Origin of the sequence: Enterovirga sp. (genome assembly GCF_035325185.1) — a bacterium.
Taxonomy (GTDB): Bacteria; Pseudomonadota; Alphaproteobacteria; order Rhizobiales; family Beijerinckiaceae; genus Enterovirga.
Genome location: NZ_DAOLAJ010000084.1, coordinates 1 through 15397 on the forward strand (window position 1 = coordinate 1; position 15397 = coordinate 15397).

18 protein-coding genes and 1 pseudogene are annotated in these 15397 nt (G+C 70.5%); 4 read left to right on the forward strand and 15 right to left on the reverse strand.

All coding sequences use genetic code 11. The annotated features are described in order from the left end of the window. The 4 genes from ubiA to PKD06_RS14730 all read right to left on the reverse strand — a co-directional run. Positions 1-713 (reverse strand): 4-hydroxybenzoate octaprenyltransferase (ubiA, locus tag PKD06_RS14715; RefSeq protein ID WP_324381342.1); only part of this gene is annotated, 713 nt, incomplete at its 3' end. A 51-nt stretch (positions 714-764) separates the two neighbouring features. Continuing rightward, positions 765-1781, reverse strand: a complete 1017-nt coding sequence (locus tag PKD06_RS14720) for a peptidoglycan -binding protein (protein WP_324381344.1) — start codon at positions 1779-1781, stop codon at positions 765-767. Next, positions 1781-2740, reverse strand: a complete 960-nt coding sequence (locus PKD06_RS14725; protein WP_324381346.1) for a flagellar motor protein MotA — start codon at positions 2738-2740, stop codon at positions 1781-1783. Before PKD06_RS14725 ends, PKD06_RS14720 begins: the two co-directional genes overlap by 1 nt. A 77-nt stretch (positions 2741-2817) precedes the next feature. Further along, positions 2818-3630 (reverse strand): inositol monophosphatase family protein, encoded by an 813-nt coding sequence (locus tag PKD06_RS14730; protein WP_324381348.1) that lies wholly within the window; start codon positions 3628-3630, stop codon positions 2818-2820. A 208-nt stretch (positions 3631-3838) separates the two neighbouring features. Here PKD06_RS14730 and PKD06_RS14735 point away from each other — a divergent pair, with 208 nt between their 5' ends. Further along, on the forward strand, positions 3839-5176 hold the full coding sequence (locus PKD06_RS14735) for a TAXI family TRAP transporter solute-binding subunit (RefSeq protein ID WP_324381350.1): 1338 nt from the start codon (positions 3839-3841) through the stop codon (positions 5174-5176). 35 nt (positions 5177-5211) lie between these two features. Here the strand turns inward: PKD06_RS14735 and PKD06_RS14740 are convergent, their stop codons facing one another. Together PKD06_RS14740 and PKD06_RS14745 are read right to left on the reverse strand one after the other, a co-directional pair. Further along, positions 5212-5964 carry a phosphatase PAP2 family protein gene (locus tag PKD06_RS14740; protein ID WP_324381352.1) on the reverse strand — a complete coding sequence of 251 codons (753 nt, stop codon included), beginning with the start codon at positions 5962-5964 and terminating at the stop codon, positions 5212-5214. 7 nt (positions 5965-5971) lie between these two features. Beyond that, positions 5972-7057, reverse strand: a complete 1086-nt coding sequence (locus PKD06_RS14745) for a TRAP transporter substrate-binding protein (protein WP_324381354.1) — start codon at positions 7055-7057, stop codon at positions 5972-5974. A gap of 169 nt (positions 7058-7226) precedes the next feature. On the opposite strand from PKD06_RS14745, the gene PKD06_RS14750 reads away from it, so the two are divergent. Further along, complete coding sequence (locus PKD06_RS14750) at positions 7227-8210, forward strand: tripartite tricarboxylate transporter substrate binding protein (protein WP_324381356.1); 984 nt, start codon at positions 7227-7229, stop codon at positions 8208-8210. A gap of 143 nt (positions 8211-8353) precedes the next feature. On the opposite strand, the gene PKD06_RS14755 is transcribed toward PKD06_RS14750, so the two are convergent. The 5 genes from PKD06_RS14755 to PKD06_RS14775 form a co-directional block, all read right to left on the reverse strand. Then, positions 8354-9301: a 2-hydroxyacid dehydrogenase gene (locus PKD06_RS14755; protein WP_324381373.1), complete on the reverse strand. Its 948-nt coding sequence runs from the start codon at positions 9299-9301 to the stop codon at positions 8354-8356. Between the two features lie 59 nt (positions 9302-9360). Next, positions 9361-10146 (reverse strand): SDR family oxidoreductase, encoded by a 786-nt coding sequence (locus tag PKD06_RS14760; RefSeq protein WP_324381358.1) that lies wholly within the window; start codon positions 10144-10146, stop codon positions 9361-9363. Positions 10147-10350: 204 nt separating this feature from the next. Continuing rightward, positions 10351-10512 (reverse strand): hypothetical protein, encoded by a 162-nt coding sequence (locus PKD06_RS14765; RefSeq protein WP_324381360.1) that lies wholly within the window; start codon positions 10510-10512, stop codon positions 10351-10353. A gap of 41 nt (positions 10513-10553) precedes the next feature. Further along, positions 10554-11132 carry an EipA family protein gene (locus PKD06_RS14770; RefSeq protein ID WP_324381361.1) on the reverse strand — a complete coding sequence of 193 codons (579 nt, stop codon included), beginning with the start codon at positions 11130-11132 and terminating at the stop codon, positions 10554-10556. Between the two features lie 158 nt (positions 11133-11290). Next, a complete protein-coding gene (locus PKD06_RS14775) occupies positions 11291-12100 on the reverse strand; it encodes a 3'(2'),5'-bisphosphate nucleotidase CysQ (protein WP_324381363.1) in 810 nt (269 codons plus the stop codon). A 117-nt stretch (positions 12101-12217) separates the two neighbouring features. On the opposite strand from PKD06_RS14775, the gene PKD06_RS14780 reads away from it, so the two are divergent. After that, on the forward strand, positions 12218-12859 hold the full coding sequence (locus PKD06_RS14780; protein ID WP_324381365.1) for a histidine phosphotransferase ChpT: 642 nt from the start codon (positions 12218-12220) through the stop codon (positions 12857-12859). Positions 12860-12935: 76 nt separating this feature from the next. Beyond that, on the forward strand, positions 12936-13322 hold the full coding sequence (locus PKD06_RS14785) for a response regulator (protein WP_324381366.1): 387 nt from the start codon (positions 12936-12938) through the stop codon (positions 13320-13322). Here the strand turns inward: PKD06_RS14785 and PKD06_RS14790 are convergent, their stop codons facing one another. The 4 genes and pseudogenes from PKD06_RS14790 to PKD06_RS14805 form a co-directional block, all read right to left on the reverse strand. Beyond that, positions 13323-13772, reverse strand: a complete 450-nt coding sequence (locus PKD06_RS14790) for a tRNA (cytidine(34)-2'-O)-methyltransferase (RefSeq protein WP_324381368.1) — start codon at positions 13770-13772, stop codon at positions 13323-13325. Between the two features lie 6 nt (positions 13773-13778). Beyond that, complete coding sequence (locus PKD06_RS14795) at positions 13779-14222, reverse strand: hypothetical protein (protein WP_324381370.1); 444 nt, start codon at positions 14220-14222, stop codon at positions 13779-13781. Continuing rightward, entirely contained in the window at positions 14219-14593 is a 375-nt protein-coding gene (locus tag PKD06_RS14800; protein ID WP_324381372.1) for a DUF4112 domain-containing protein, read from the reverse strand. Before PKD06_RS14800 ends, PKD06_RS14795 begins: the two co-directional genes overlap by 4 nt. A 257-nt stretch (positions 14594-14850) precedes the next feature. Then, a pseudogene (locus PKD06_RS14805) lies at positions 14851-15397 on the reverse strand (penicillin-binding protein 1C); the annotation flags it as partial.

A 15397-nucleotide genomic window follows, 5' to 3' on the forward strand; every position in this document is an offset into this window, starting at 1 on the left:
GCCGCATAGAGCAGGGCGATGATCGGCCGCGACCAGCGCCCGAAGGTGCGGGAGGTCGACTTGATCCCGATCACGGCATCGTCGCGCTGGTCCTGATGGCCGTAGATCGTGTCGTAGCCGATCACCCAGCAGATGGTCCCGGCATAGAGGACGAGGGCGGGCCAGGGCAGGCGGCCGAAGACGGCGGCGAATCCCATCAGCGCGCCCCAGGCGAAGCACAGGCCGAGCACCGCCTGCGGGTAGCCCATGATCCGCTTCATCAGCGGATAGATCGCGACCGGCAGGAGCGAGGCGATGCCGAGCAGGATCGCGAAACGGTTGAACTGGAGGAGGACGAGAAGCCCGACCAGCGACTGCGCGATGGCGAAGGCGAAGGCTTGTTTCGCGCTTACCTGCCCGGCCGGGATCGGCCTGTTCCGGGTGCGCTCGACGCGTCCGTCGATGTCGCGGTCGAGGAAGTCGTTCCAGGTCGAGCCCGCGCCGCGCATGACGAAGGAGCCGATCAGGAACAGCCCGATATGGCCGGCGAGGCCCGCGGTCGAGCCCGCCATGACGGCCGCGAGCGCGGCCGACCATTGGCAGGGCCACATCAGGAGCCAGGAGCCGATCGGACGGTCGTAGCGCGCAAGGCGCAGCCAGGGCTTCGCCGGCTCGGGCGCGAAGCGGTCCACGAGGTTGGTCGGCGGCGCATCCGCCACCATGCGGTCGGACATGGCCGCTCTGAACCACGCCCGCGGAGCTTTGTCACGAGGCAGGCGTGCCGCCTAGCGCTCCGTCAGCTTCAGCTCGATGCGGCGGTTGCGGGCATAGGCTTCGTCGGTCTCCGCGAGGTCGAGGGGCTGGAACTCCCCGAATCCCGCCGCGGCGAGGCGCTGCGGCGGGATGCCCTTGGCCGTGAGATATTGCACGACCGAGATCGCCCGCGCCGCCGAAAGCGCCCAGTTGGACGAAAAGGCGCCGAGGCCCGAGACGGGCCGCGCATCCGTGTGGCCGTCGACCCGCAGGATCCAGGGGATGTCGGGCGGGATTTCCCTGGCGATGTCGAGGATGGTCGCGGCGATGCGGTCGAGTTCGCCTGTCGCCTCCGGCTTCAGCTCGGCCCGGCCCGGGCCGAAGAGCACTTCCGACTGGAGCACGAAGCGGTCGCCCACGATGCGCATGTCCTGCCGGTTCCCGAGGATCTGCCGCAGGCGCCCGAAGAAGTCCGAGCGATAGCGCGCGAGTTCCTGCACGCGCTGCGCCAGGGCGACGTTCAGCCGCGCGCCGAGATCGGCGATCCGGGCCTGGGATTCGCGGTCGCGCGCCTCGGAGGCCGAGAGGGCCTCCTCCAAGGCGGCGAGCTGGCGGCGCATGGCCGCGATCTGCTCGTTGAGGAGGTCGATCGTGCCCTGGGCGCGCGCGCGGGCCGCGCGCTCCTGCTCCAGCGCCTTGCCGGCCGCCCCGGCCTGCGCCTCGCTGCCGCGCCGGCTCTCGATCTCCGCCTGGAGGCGCGAGCGCTCCTCGAGGCCCGATTTCAGGCTCGCCCGCAGCGATTCGACATTCTCGGCGAGGCCGCGCGACTTGCCGCGCTCGAGGGCCAGCAGCTCCGTCAGTTCGGCGAGCTGGCGGTTCAGCCTTTCCAGCACGGTGTCGCGGCCGGAGATCTCCCGCGCCAGGAAGAACTGCGCCAGCATGAAGATCGAGAGCAGGAAGACGATGGACAGGACCAGCGTCGAGAGCGCGTCGACGAAGCCCGGCCAGTAGTTGATCGGCGTGCGCCGCGCCGCCCTGAGCCCCGCCATCAGCGCCGCTCGCGCGCGATCTGCTCGACGACCGCGCGCAGCTCGCGGTCGCGCGTCGCCTGGCCGTCGAGCAGCATGCGCACGAGCTGCTGCTCGGAGCGCATCTGCCGGACGATCTCCTGGATGCTGTCGGCGAGGCTCGCCATGGCGGCCGTCGTTGCCTGGCCGCCGTTGCGATCCATCGCCTCGGCAAGGCGCCGGAGCGCGTCGGCGATCTCGGGCGAGGCGGCATCGGAGCCCTCGGCCCTCGCCGAGAGGGCGAGCCAGTCTTCCAGCTCGGTATAGAAGCGGTTCTGCGCCTGCCCGGCCTGGAGGTCGAGGAAGCCGAGGATCAGCGACCCGGCAAGGCCGAAAAGCGAAGCCGAGAAGGAAATGCCCATCCCGGAAAGCGGGGCGGAGAGGGCCGCTTTCAGCTCGTCGAACATGGTCGCGGCCTCCCCGCCCGTGCGCAGCGAGGAGATGATCCGCCCGACCGAGTTCACCGTCTCGATGAGGCCCCAGAAGGTGCCGAGCAGGCCGAGAAAGACGAGCAGCCCGGCGAGGTAGCGGACCAGTTCCCGGCTCTCGTCGAGGCGGGCGGCGATGGCGTCGAGAAGCGAGCGGGCCGTGCCGACCGAGAGGGCGGCACGGCTGTCCGGCTCGGCGATCAGGGCTGCGGCCGGCGAGAGCAGGACGGGCGGCCGGGCGAGCCTGTTCGGATAGGCGCCGCTGACATAGTTGACCCAGCGGATCTCGCGGAAGAGCCGCACGACCTGCCGGATCGCCAGCACGATGCCGATGGCGAGCGCGGCGAGGATCACCGCGTTGAGTCCCGGATTGCCGAAGAAGGCGGCGAGGAGCTGGCGGTTGAGGATCATCGCCAGGAAGCCGCACAGGACCAGGAACACCGCCATGCGCACGAGATAGATGCGGGGCGAGGAAAGCGGCCGCGCGATCTGGGGGACGGTTTCGGTCTGCATGGCCTCTCCAGTCTGGCTGCGGCTTCGGCGCCGTTCAAGCCGTGAGGCTCAGGGCATTTGGTCCGATGGCCCTGCCGTCAGGCAGCCGGCGTCGCGGGACGCGCGGCCTTCTTGAGCAGGCCGAGCAGGGCCGCCTGGATGGCCTCGTTTCCAGCGCAGACCGAGCCCGTCTCGAGCGGTGAGGTGCCGCCCTCGCAATCGCTGACGAAGCCGCCGGCCTCGCGCACGATCACGATCCCGGCCGCGACGTCCCAGCTCTGGAGGTGGCGCTCCCAGAATCCGTCCGCCCGGCCGGCCGCGACATAGGCGAGGTCGAGGGCGGCCGCGCCGAAGCGGCGCAGCCCTGCGCTGACGGTCATGACCGCGGCGAGTTCCGCGATGAAGGTGCGGTGGGCCGGCCGGCCCAGATGCGGCAGGCCGCAATAGACGACTGCATCCGCCATCTCGCGTCGCGCCGCGACCCGGATGCGGCGGTTGTTGAGGAAGGCGCCCTTGCCGCGCTCCGCCACGAACATCTCGTCCTTGATCGGATCGTAGATCACGCCCGCCACCGGCACGCCCTCGCGCTCGAGCCCGACCGAGATGCAGAAATGCGGAATGCCGTGCAGGAAGTTGGTGGTGCCGTCGAGCGGGTCGATATGCCAGCGATGGGACTTGTCCGTCCCCTCGACGATGCCGCCCTCCTCCATGACGAAGCCGTAGCCCGGCCGCGCCTTCTCCAGCGCCCCGCGCAGGATCTCCTCGGCGCGGGTGTCGGCGGCCGAGACGAAATTCGCCGGCCCCTTGCGCGAGACCTGCAGGTTCTCGACCTCGCCGAAGTCGCGGCGCAGCGAGCGCGCGGCCTTGGCGACCGCATCGGTCATGACGCTGATCAGCGGGGAACGGATCATGGGCGGCTTTCGGACGGGCCGCGGCTCCCGCGGCGGAGCGGCCGGGGTGCCATTCCGCCGGGGCGGGGTCAATCGGACCCTGCGGGGTTTCGGCTCTCCGTCCGTCGTTGCGCCCCAATTGGGTGGAAGGGTGCGCTCTCGCGGCTGCGCACCGGGCCGCGCCACCCCATGCGAGGCTCTCTTGCGCGAAGGCGGACCCCGCGGCGACATGCTTCTTCTCGTCCTGGCGCTGGTCCTGGCGCTGACGGGCGTCGCCTATGTGTTCTTCACCTCGCCGACCAAGCTCAAGGTGGCGGTCGGCCCGGCGGGATCGGCCGAGGAGCGCCTGATCCATGCCTTCGCCCAGCAGCTCAAGGCGCAGAAGGCGAGCCTGCGGTTGGTCACGGTGCCGGTCCACGACGTAAAGGAGGCCGCCGACCTCCTCGACCGGGGCAAGGCGGAACTCGCCATCGTGCGGCCGGACGTGAAGGTGCCCGAGAACGGCCTGACCCTCGCGATCCTGCGCGACGTCGCGGCGATCGTGATCGTCCCCGCGGGATCGGAGGTGAAGGACGTCGCCTCGCTCGCCGGCAAGAGGCTGGGCGTCGTGTCCGGCCACGAGGCGGATCCGGCTTTCGTGACGACGATCCTGCGCCACTACGACCTCGAGCCTCCCGTCGTCACGCTCGTGACCCTGCATCGCGAGACGGCGGCGGCGGCGCTGAAGGAGAGCAAGGTCGACGCCCTCGCCCTCGTCGCGGCGCCGACCGGGTCGCTCGCGCAGAACACCGTCCGCGAGGCGGCTCAGGCTTTCGGGGGGGCCATCTCGATCCTGCCCGTCGAGAATCCCGACGGCATCACCCACAGCTCCCCCTTTCTCGACACGCTCTCCATCCCGGAGGGGATCTGGGGCGGGCGTCCGAAGCAGCCGGCCCACGAGGTGAAGACGGTGGGCGTGGCCTATCGGCTGATGGCCCATGCCGAGACCGACCGCTCCACGGTCTCGACGCTCGTCGAATATCTGTTCCAGATGCGCTCGCGGCTCGCCGTAAAGACGCGGCTCGCCAATTTCATGAGGGCGCCGGAGATGGATTCCAGCGCTTCGGCAACCAGCGCCATGCTGCCGAACCATCCGGGCGCCGTGGATTACTTCGAGCGCGAGACCCAGAGCCTGATGGATCGCTACGGCGACTGGATCTATCTCGCCGCCTTCTTCGGCTCCGGCGTGATCTCGGCCCTGGCCTGGTTCGCCCAGCGCATGCGGCAGGAGCGGCACGAGGTGATCGACGACGTGCTCGACCGCCTGCTCGACATCCTCGCCGATGCGCGCCGCGCCGAGACCGTCGAGGCGCTCGACGCGTTCACCGCCGAGGTGGACGACCTCTTCCGCACGGCGGTCGGCCATGCCCGGAGCGGGCGTGCGGACAGCCGCACGACGAGCGCCGTCGTCCTCGCCCTCGACGGCGCCCGCAGCGCGATCGACGATCGCCGGAGGGTCATCCAGGCCGCCGGCTCCGACGCTCAGCGCCGGGACGGCTCGGGCCCAAGGCTGGTCAGCACGTCCTGATGTCCTGGGCTCGGGGCAGCCGGTGCGAGCGCCCGTCAGGCCGGCGGGTCCGGCCCGCGCTCGGGCTCGATCCGCCCGCGGCGCTGAAGAAGCAGCGCGACGTACCAGCAGAGGCACGCCCAGGCCCCGCCGAGGCACCAGCCGGCGAGGACGTCGGAGGGCCAGTGGACGCCGAGATAGAGGCGGGACAATCCGATCAGCACCGTGAGCAGGATCGCGACGCCCATGAAGAACAGCTTGACGCGCATCGCCGCATGGATGCGCGCCAGCAGCGCGCCGAGCGTGAGATAGGTCACCGCCGCCATCATGGCGTGGGAGGAGGGGAAGCTCGCCGTGTAGACGCGCATCGCATGGGGCACGATGTCCGGCCGCGGCCGGTCGAAGCCGAGCTTGAGGAGCGTCCCGAGCAGCATGCCCCCGCCCACCGCGGCGAGGAGCAGGAGCGCGACATGCCGCCGCGCCGTCAGCGAGAGATAGATCGCGGCCCCGGCCGTGAGCGAGACGAGCACGAAGGTGCCCCCGAGCCCCGTCACGTCCCGCGCCGCCTCCTGGAGCCAGCCCGGGCCGAGCGGGGTCGCGGGGTCGCCCGCGACGCGGAAGGCGAGAAGGATCGCCCGGTCGAGGCGCAGGCCGCCGCCCTCGCGGACCTCGTCGGCCACCGCGAGGAAGCCCAGGCCGAGAAAGCCGATCAGGCAGAACGAGAGGAGCGGGACGGTCTCGTCCAGCCGCAGGCGTCCGACGACGCTCCGGGCGAGCTTCGCGGCGCCCGCGCGCCCGGTGCCTGCCATCGCGCCCTCAGCCCCTCTGCGAATAGATGAAGTAGTCGAACGGATATTCGCCGATGCGGAACCATTGCAGCTCCTTCTCCCGGAAGGCCCGCCAGTGGTCGTGCACGGCCTTGAACCGCGGATTGCCCGCGGCGATCTCGGCATAGAGCTTCTGCGCCTCGCGATAGGCCGCATCCATGATCTCGCGCGGGAAGAGCTTGAGCACCGCGCCCTGGGCGACCACGCGGCGCAGCGCATCGGGATTCTCGGCATCGTATTTCGCGAGGCACCAGAGATTGGCCTCCGCGCAGGCGGCCTCCAGCACGTTGCGATAGGCCTCCGGCAGGGCCGCGAGGCTGTCCTTGTTGGCGTAGAGCGAGGTGCCCGCCGTGCCCTCCCAGAAGCCGGGATAATAGTAGTACTTGGCGACCTTCACGAAGCCGAGCTTCTCGTCGTCATAGGGCCCGGCCCATTCGACGGCATCGAGCGTGCCCCGCTCCAGCGCTGGATAGATCTCGCCCCCCGCCAGGACCTGCGGCACCACGCCGAGCCGGGCGAGGATCTGCCCGCCCATGCCTGCGATGCGGAACTTCAGGCCCTTGAGATCCTCCAGCGACTTGATCTCGCGCTTGAACCAGCCGCCCATCTGCGCGCCGGTATTGCCGGCGGGGAAATTGACGACGTTGTAATCGGCCAGGAAGCCGCGGATCTGCTCGAGCCCTCCGCCATGGATCATCCAGGCATTGTGATGGCGCGTGTTGAGGCCGAAGGGCACGGAGGCCTCGAACATGAAGGTCGGGTCCTTGCCGACATAGAAGCTCGACAGGGTGTAGCCGCATTCGACCGTGCCGTTGCTGACGGCATCGAGCACCTGGAGGCCGCCGACGATCTCGCCGGCGGCGAAGACCTGGATCTGGAACCTGTTGTCGGTCGCGGCGGCGACGCGCCTGGCGATATGGGCGCCGGAGCCGTAGAGCGTGTCGAGGGTCTTCGGATAGCTCGACGCCATCCGCCATTTCACCTCGGGGGCGGCCTCGGCCAGGGCGGGCCGCGGGAAGGCCGCCGCGAGGCCTGCTCCAACCCCCGCCCCCGTCAACAGCGATCGGCGATCCATCGTCCTGCTCTCGTTCTCTCCGGCCGCGAGACATAGTGCATTTTCGAGGGCGGGAGACCCCCCGGCGGCGCCGCACACCCTGGCCGCCGGTCCGCACGTTGACGCCGGGCCCGATGCTTGTAGGTATCGGCGGATCGCGAGAAATTAAAAAATGAGAGGAACGCCGGACATGAAGAGACGGAGTCTGTTGGCGGCGGCCGCCGCATCGGCTGCGGCGGGCCTCGTCACGGCGCCCGCCCGGGGGCAGGGCAATTATCCGAGCCGGGTGGTCACCATCATCGTGCCCTTCGCGGCCGGCGGGACGACCGACATCTTCGCCCGCTTCGTGGCGGACCGCCTGTCGCAGCAGCTCGGCCAGCAATTCATCGTCGAGAATCGCGGCGGCGCCGGCGGCAATATCGGCGCGGCGGCGGTCGCGAAGGCCACGCCCGACGGCTACACGCTCGTGATGGGCACGGTCGGCACCCACGCCATCAATTCGAGCCTCTATGCCCGGATGCCCTTCGATCCCCGCAAGGATTTCGAGCCCGTGGCCTTCGTGGCGGGCGTGCCGAACCTGATGGTGGTGAACCCGAAGAACGTCCAGGCGAAGACGGTGCAGGAATTCATCGCCGAGGCCAAGGCCGGGCCGAGGAAGCTCAACATGGCCTCCTCCGGCAACGGGACCTCGATCCATCTCTCGGGCGAATTGTTCAAGATGATGACCGGCGTCGAGATGGCCCACGTGCCCTATCGCGGCTCCGGCCCGGCGGTGAACGACCTCGTCGCGGGGCAGGTGGACGTGATGTTCGACAACCTGCCTTCCTCCATCGAGCAGGCGAGGGCCGGGAACCTGCGGGCCATCGCGGTCACTTCCCTCAAGCGCTCGGCGGCCCTTCCCGACACGCCGACCATCGACGAGAGTGGCGTGCCCGGCTTCCAAGCGTCGAGCTGGTTCGCTTTGTTCGCGCCGAAGGGGACCCCGGCGCCGATCGTACAGAAGCTGAACGAGGAGGTGCGCAAGGCACTCGAAAACCCCGACACGCGCAAGCGCATGACGGATCTGGGCGCCGAAATCCAGATCATGACGCCCGTCGAACTCGCCGCCTACGTGTCGGCGGAATACGAGAAATGGGCGAAGGTCGTCAAAAACGCCGGCGTCAGGATCGAGTGAGGCGGCTCAGCGGAAATAAGGCGTTCAAAGCTCGCCCCTTGTCATCCCCGGCCGGAGCGAAGCGGAGGGGAAGGGGTCCAGAGGGCTCGCGGGTGGCCCTGGATTCCCTTCCCGGCCCTTCGGGCCGCCGGGAATGACGAGGCTCAGGCGAAGGCCGTGCCGGTGAAGGGCGTCTCGGGCACGGGCGTGACCGGGCCCTTGCCCGCGAACCAGGAGAGGAGGTTGTCGACGACGAGCTGGCCCATGGCGCGCCGGGTCTCGACCGAGGCCGAGCCGACATGGGGCAGGAGCACCACGTGCTCCATCGCGATCAGCTCGGTGGGCACGTGCGGCTCGTCGGCGAAGACGTCGAGCCCGGCCGAGAGGATCGTCTTCGCTTGCAGCGCCTCGACGAGGGCCCGCTCGTCCACGACCGAGCCGCGCCCCACATTGATCAGGACCCCGTCCGGTCCCAACGCCTTCAGCACTTCGGCATCGATGATCCCGTCCGTCTCCTTGCCGCCCGGTGCGACGCAGAGCAGCACGTCGCACCATTCGGCGAGGCCGAGAAGGGTCGGCTCGTAGCGATAGGGCACGTCCTGCCGGCTGCGGCCGTGATAGGCGATGTCGAGCCCGAAGGCTTCGAGCCGCGTCGCGATCGCCTTGCCGATCCGGCCGAGGCCGAGGATGCCGACCTTGCGGCCGCGCAGGGTGGCCGTGAGCGGATAGGGCTTCTCCAACCATCCGCCGGCCCGCAGGTAGCGGTCGGCCTGGGGAAGCTGGCGCACCGTGGCGACGAGGAGGCCGAGAGCGAGGTCGGCGACCTCGTCGGTCAGCACGTCCGGCGTGTTGGTGACGATGATGCCGCGCCGCCCCGCCTCCCGGGCGTCGATCGTATCGTAGCCGACGCCCATGCTGGAGACGATCTCGAGGTTGGGCAGCATGTCGAAGAGCGGGCCACCGACATGGTAATGCACGCCCGGCGCGAGGCCGCGGATGTCCGAGGCGACCTCGCGGATGAAGGCGTTCCGGTCGGGCTGCTCCCAGGCCCGGTGCAGCGTGAAGGCCGCCGAGAGGCCCTCGACGACGACCGGCGGCATCTGGGACAGCATCAGGATATGGACGTCCTTCACCTTCGAACTCCCTGTCTCGTCGTCTTGCCTGCGGCTCGTCAGACCGAGCGCGTGGCTCCCCCGTCGACCCGGATCATCGAGCCGGTCACGTAGCTCGCCCGCTCCGAGGCGAGGAAGCAGGCGACATCGGCGAATTCCTTCACGGCCCCGTAGCGGCCGGCGGGGATCTGGGCCACCGAGGCGGCCTTGACCTCGGCGGCGCTCTTGCCGAGCCGCTTCGCATTGGCCTCGTCCAGCTCGCCCGTACGGTCCGTCTCGATGCGGCCGGGAAGGATCATGTTCACCGTGATGCCGTCCTTCGCGACCTCGGCGGAGAGCGTCTTCGCCCAGCCGAGGATCGAGGAGCGGAGCGCGTTCGACATGACGAGGTTCGGGATCGGCTGCACGACGCCCGAGGAGGCGACGATGACGATGCGGCCGAACCCGGCCTTCCGCATGTCGGGAAGGCACAGGCCCGCCAGCGTGAAGACCGGCAGGACGAGCGATTCGAATTGCGGCACCCACGCCTCGGGCTTCACCGCGAGGGCCGTGCCGGGCGGGGGGCCGCCGGTATTGGAGATGAGGATGTCGATCGGCCCGCCCAGGGCTGCAACCGCTTTGGCATGCAGGCCGGCCGCATCCGCCTTGAGGTCGGCGGCGATAGAGACGGCCCGGCCCTTGCCGCGGGCATTGATGGCCTCGGCGGCGGCCTTGAGCTTGTCCTCGCTGCGGGCGGTGAGCACGACGCTCGCGCCTTCCTCGGCCAGCGCCTCGGCGATGCCCCGGCCAAGCCCCCGGCTCGAGGAGAGGACGAGCGCGCGCTTGCCGGCGAGGCCGAGATCCATGGCATTCCTCCGAGGCGATGGCTGCCTTCCGGCGGTCTAAAGCATGCGGAGGGAAAGGGGAATTCGGATTTCGCGGGGGGCCCCTCCCATCCCGGGCTATCGGATCCACGCATTGCGCTTGGCGCGCGCTCCCCTCCCCGCCACTTCTTGGGGGGAGGGTGGATCCGGCGCGGATCCGTGCATCTCATAGCCGCTCGAGGGGAGTCACGAAGGATCGCGCGGCGCCGGTCGCTTCCCGGGCGGGGAAGCGGGCGCCTCCTCGGGATAGGCCGCGAGGGCGAGATCCGCGATGCGGGCGAGCGCCTCCCGGATCTCGCCCTCGGGAGGCGGGGGATCGGCGAGGAGACGCGTCCGCAGATCCTCCACGGCCAGCGCCAGCGCCGTCTCCTCCTTCGTGCGAGCCCGGCTCAGAACGGGTTCCAGGTCGGGCTGGGCGTGAATTTGAGATAGCCGAGCGCGACGCCGAGGCGCATGCCCACTCCCGAGCGGATCGGCACCACCACCGTGTTGCCCGCGGTGGCGGCGCTCATCCCGAGCCCGGCCACGAAATAAGCGGAGCCGTCAAGTTCCGCGAAGCGCCGGTACATGCCCGCTTGGTCGAGATTATAGACCAGCATCATCTGGCGTGCGCCCTCGCCGCCGACGTCGAAGCCGAGCGAGGGACCCTGCCAATAGATGCGCCCGCCCGGATCACCGCGGCGGCGGAACAGCTTGCCCTCGCCGTAGCGCAGGCCGCCGAAGAAGGCGCCCGAGGCTTCCTGGCCGAGGATGTAGCCGTTCGGCTGGCCCCAGCGCCGGCCCGCCTCCTCGACGAGCTGGCCGAGGCCGCGCGAGACGCCGCCGAAGAAGGCATGGCCGGCATCGACAAGCTCCCGGGGCGAGAAGGGGGCGGGCTGGTCGGGCGTGCGGGCAAGGGCCCGTCCCGCCGCGGAGCCGGCGGCGAGGCCGCCGAGCAGCAGCGTCGAGATGTTGCGGCGCGTGAGCATGGCGCGCGTACTCCTCCACAGAGCCGCCGGCATGCCGGTTTTCTCCGCCTCGGAAAGCGGACCGTCGGGGGCCGGACGGCGCGTCCGGGCCGAGGGGAGGCCGGACGCTTCCGAGGCGAAGCTATGAGCACATCCTTAACGATGTCCTTCGAAAGGGGTTACGCGGCGGGAAGGCGGCAGCACGCCGCGAGCGAGCCGTCCCCGAAGGCGGCGAAGGCGCCGTTGAGGAAGCCGCGCCCGGCATGGCCGTAGGTCAGGGGCTGCGCGTCGGGGCCGACCACGCGCCCGCCCGCCGCCGTCACGATATGATCGCCCGCCGCCGTGTCCCATTCCATGGTCGGGCCGCAGCGGACATAGATGTCGGCCTCGCCCGAGGCGATGAGGCCGAACTTCGCGGCCGAGGAGGCGGTGCGCCGCCCGACGACGGCGAGCTGCGCGAGGCAGGCTTCCGTCGCCGCGTCGCCGTGGCGGCGGGAGACGAGGGCGAGGGGGCCGTCCGCCGGGACCTTGCGGGTGGCGGCGAGGGTCCAGGCGGAGCAATCCCCCGCGATCGGGATCGGCGCGACGCGGCAGCGCGAGCCCGCCGCCCAGACCCGCCCGAGCACCGGCACCGCGAGGGCGGCGGCGATCGGCCGAATCCCCTCGATCAGCGCGACATTGACGGAATATTCCCCTTCTCCCGTCAGGTAGTCGCGCGTTCCGTCGAGGGGATCGACGAGGAAATAGAGACCCTGCGGCGCAGGGCGGCCCGCGGCGGATTCCTCGGCGACCACCGGGATGGCCGGAAAGATCTCCGCGAGCCGGCCGAGGACGATGCGTTCGGCCGCGAGGTCGGCCGCCGTCGAGGGCGTGCCGTCTTCCTTGAGGCGCCGTCCGGCGCCGCGGTCACTCAGGGCTTCGAGATAGCGCGCGGCCTCGAGCGCGACGGCCCCCAGCGCCTCGGCGGCGCGGTCGGGATCGGTCAGCACGGCCGGATTCCCGCAGGCCGCGGGCGCCGCTTCTTTCCAAGGCGGCGGGCTGCCGCTATCGGGGGAGTTCGGCCGCCTCGATTCGCGGCACGGCCCAACCGCTCCGGGAGGCGATCCATGGCCAGCGTCAAGCTCGACCCCCTCGATTTCGCCGCGCTTGTCACCTCGCGGGTCTGCCATGACGTCATCAGCCCGGTCGGGGCGATCGTCAATGGCCTCGAAGTGCTGGAGGAGGACAAGGACGGGTCCATGCAGGAATTCGCCCTCGACCTGATCCGCAAGAGCGCCCGGCAGGCTTCGGCGCGGCTCCAGTTCGCCCGCCTCGCCTTCGGGGCGGCGGGCTCGGCGGGGGCCGCCATCGACCTCGCCGATGCGGAGAACGTCGCCAAGGGCATGTTCGTCGACGACAAGATTTCCCTCACCTGGAGCGCGCCCCGGGCGCTCCTGCCGAAGAACCGCGTCAAGCTGCTGCTCAACCTCGTCACGCTCGCGGCCGCCGCCATCCCGCGCGGCGGCGCCGTCCATGTCGAGGTGACGGGCGAGGACGAGGACGCCTCCTTCACGCTCACGTCCAAGGGCCAGAACGCCCGCATCCCGCCTCACGCCGAGCCGCTCGTCGCCGGCGAGGAGATCGAGGGCGGCATCACGGCCCACGGCATCCAGCCCTATTATGCGGGCGAGGTGGCGCGCGCGGCCGGGATGGCGGTCAGGTTCCACCTGGAAGGAGACACCCTCACGATCCGTGCCGTCAGGGATTGAGCGCGGATCGAAACCGGACGGTAACGCGCTCCCGGCAAAATCCGGCCGCATCGCATCCGCCAGCGGGGAACGCCTCGTGACAACCTGTCTCGTCGTGGACGATTCGGCCGTCATCCGAAAGGTGGCCGGTCTCATCCTCCAGCGCATGGGCCTCGCCGTGACCGAGGCCGAGGAGGCGGGGCGGGCTCTCGCCGTCTGCGAGGCGCGGATGCCCGACCTCGCGATCGTCGATTCGCTCATGCCGGGCACGGACGGATTCGAGCTGGTGCGGGCGCTCCGGGCGCTGCCCGGCGGGGATCGCGCGAAGATCGTGATGACGATCATCGAAAGCGACATCGCCACGCTCGCCCGCCTGCGGCAGGCGGGGGCGGATGCCTGCCTGATGAAGCCTTTCACCCCCGCGATGATGCGCGAGAAGCTGGAGGAGCTCGGCTTCCTCGCGCAGAGCCCGGCTGCGGCCTGATCAGGCGGCGAGCTGCCGCTGCGCCTCGCCGAGGATCATCGCGGCGGCGACCGCGACGTTGAGGGAGCGCAGGCCCTCGCGCATCGGCACCGTCAGCCGGGCATCGGCGAGGGCGTGGATCTCCTCCGGCACGCCGGCGGATTCGCGCCCCACCATGAGCACGTCGTCCCCCGCGAAGGCGAAATTCCAGTAGGACATCGCGCCGTGCGTCGTGGCGAGGACGAGGCGCCGGCCCGCGCGGCGGCGCTCCTCCTCGAAGGCGCCGAATCCCGCATGCCGTGTCAGGTCGAGATGGCGCAGATAGTCGAGCCCGGCCCGGCGCAGCATCCGGTCGGAGGCGTCGAAGCCGGCCGGCTCGATCAGGTCGACCGCGACGCCGAGGCAGGCGGCCATCCGCATCATGGTCCCGGCATTCTGCGGAATGTCGGGCTGGTAGAGGGCGAGCCGCATCTCCGGTCAGGGGCGGGGCGGGATGCGGGGCGTGACTCCCGGCGGGACCCCTGGTGTCGTGCCTGCGCCGGGGCTGACGCTGTACTGGTCCGGCGGCAGGTCGATCACGCCGCCCGGCCCGTCGAAGCCGGGCCCGGTCCGGGAGGCGGGGGGCGAGGTGGACATCCTCACGGTGACGACCGAGCCGACCATGCGGTCGAGCGTCCAGGGAACGGCCAGGATCATGAGGGAGACGATCGCCCAGATCACCGTGACCGCGCCGGTCGAGAAGCTGTGGAGGAAGCCGAAGAAGCCCGAGAGCCCGGCCGCCATCTCGGGCGAGCCGGAAATGGCGTCGGCGCCGCGCATGAACCCGCGTCCGACGAGGTCGAAGAGCCCGTAGGCCAGCGCGCAGAACAGCGACCAGATCGCGACCCCGATCCAGCCGAAGGTCCAGACGACACGCCTCATCGCCGCCGCTCCATCACCTCGAATTCCGCATCGCTCACGTCGGGGCTCCGGCGTGCCGCGCCTTCCAGATGCTCGCGGATGATGCGCAGGTTGCGGCGATTGGACTTGAACATGATGTCCGCGGCATCCCCCACGACCGGCACGATGCCGATCGCGGTGTCGAAGGCGAGGTTGGCGATCATGCGGGCGAGCTTCCGGCGCGGCAAGCCGAGGCGATGCGCCTCGAGGATGAGATAGCTCGCCAGAACCGTCGTGACGAGATCGCCGATGCCCGGAACGAGGCCGATGAGCCCGTCGAGGCCGAAGCGGAGCTTCGTGCCCGGCACGACGAAGGCGTTGTCGAGGAGCCGCGAGAGCGCCTCGAGCCGCATCAGCGTATCCGCGCGGCTCGGCGACAGGCCCGGGATGCGGACCCGCCGGGCCGCGGGGCCTTCCGTTCCGCCCAATCCCCAAGTGGCACCGTATGCGTGAGCCATCCGACCTCGTCCTCCCGAATCCGGGACGGGCGGAATGTGGCCCCGGGGGAGGGGGCGCACAAGATTCATGACGGATTGTTAACGTCGGGGCCGCCTTCCCTGTCATCCACGGCCGGAGCGAAGCGGAGGGGAAGGGGATCCCGGAGGGCTCGCTACTCGATCCGCACCGTCACCGAATCCGTCGCGCCTTTGGAATCGATCACCGAGACGCGCGCGAAGCCGGCTCCGTCGGGCATCCAGCTTGCCTGCCGGCGCAGCTCGGGGGCGCCGAGGGGGGCGCCGTTGACGAGCCAGGTGAGGGGCGGCACGCCGCCCATCACCTTCAGCGCGAGGGGCATGTCGGGCCCGCCGGGCCGCGAGGCGCCGAGATCCACGCGCGAGCCCTCGGGCGGAAACGAGATCCTGAGCGGGGCCTCGACGGTCGCCGCGATGGTCTTGGGCGCGTCGGGCCGCACGTGGCGGAGCGGGGGCGGCAGGGTGGCGGTCGAGGCCGTGAGCACGCCCGGCGGGCGCGGGACCGGCTCGGGCTCGTGGCCGAGCCGGGCGAAGGCGTCGAAGAGGATGGGGGCGGCGGCGAGGCGGCCGAGAAGGCCCGGGACCGAGCCGTTATCCGCCCGCCCGATCCAGACCCCGATCGTGACCTTGCGGTCGAATCCCACCGCCCAGGCGTCGCGATAGCCGTAGGAGGTGCCGGTCTTG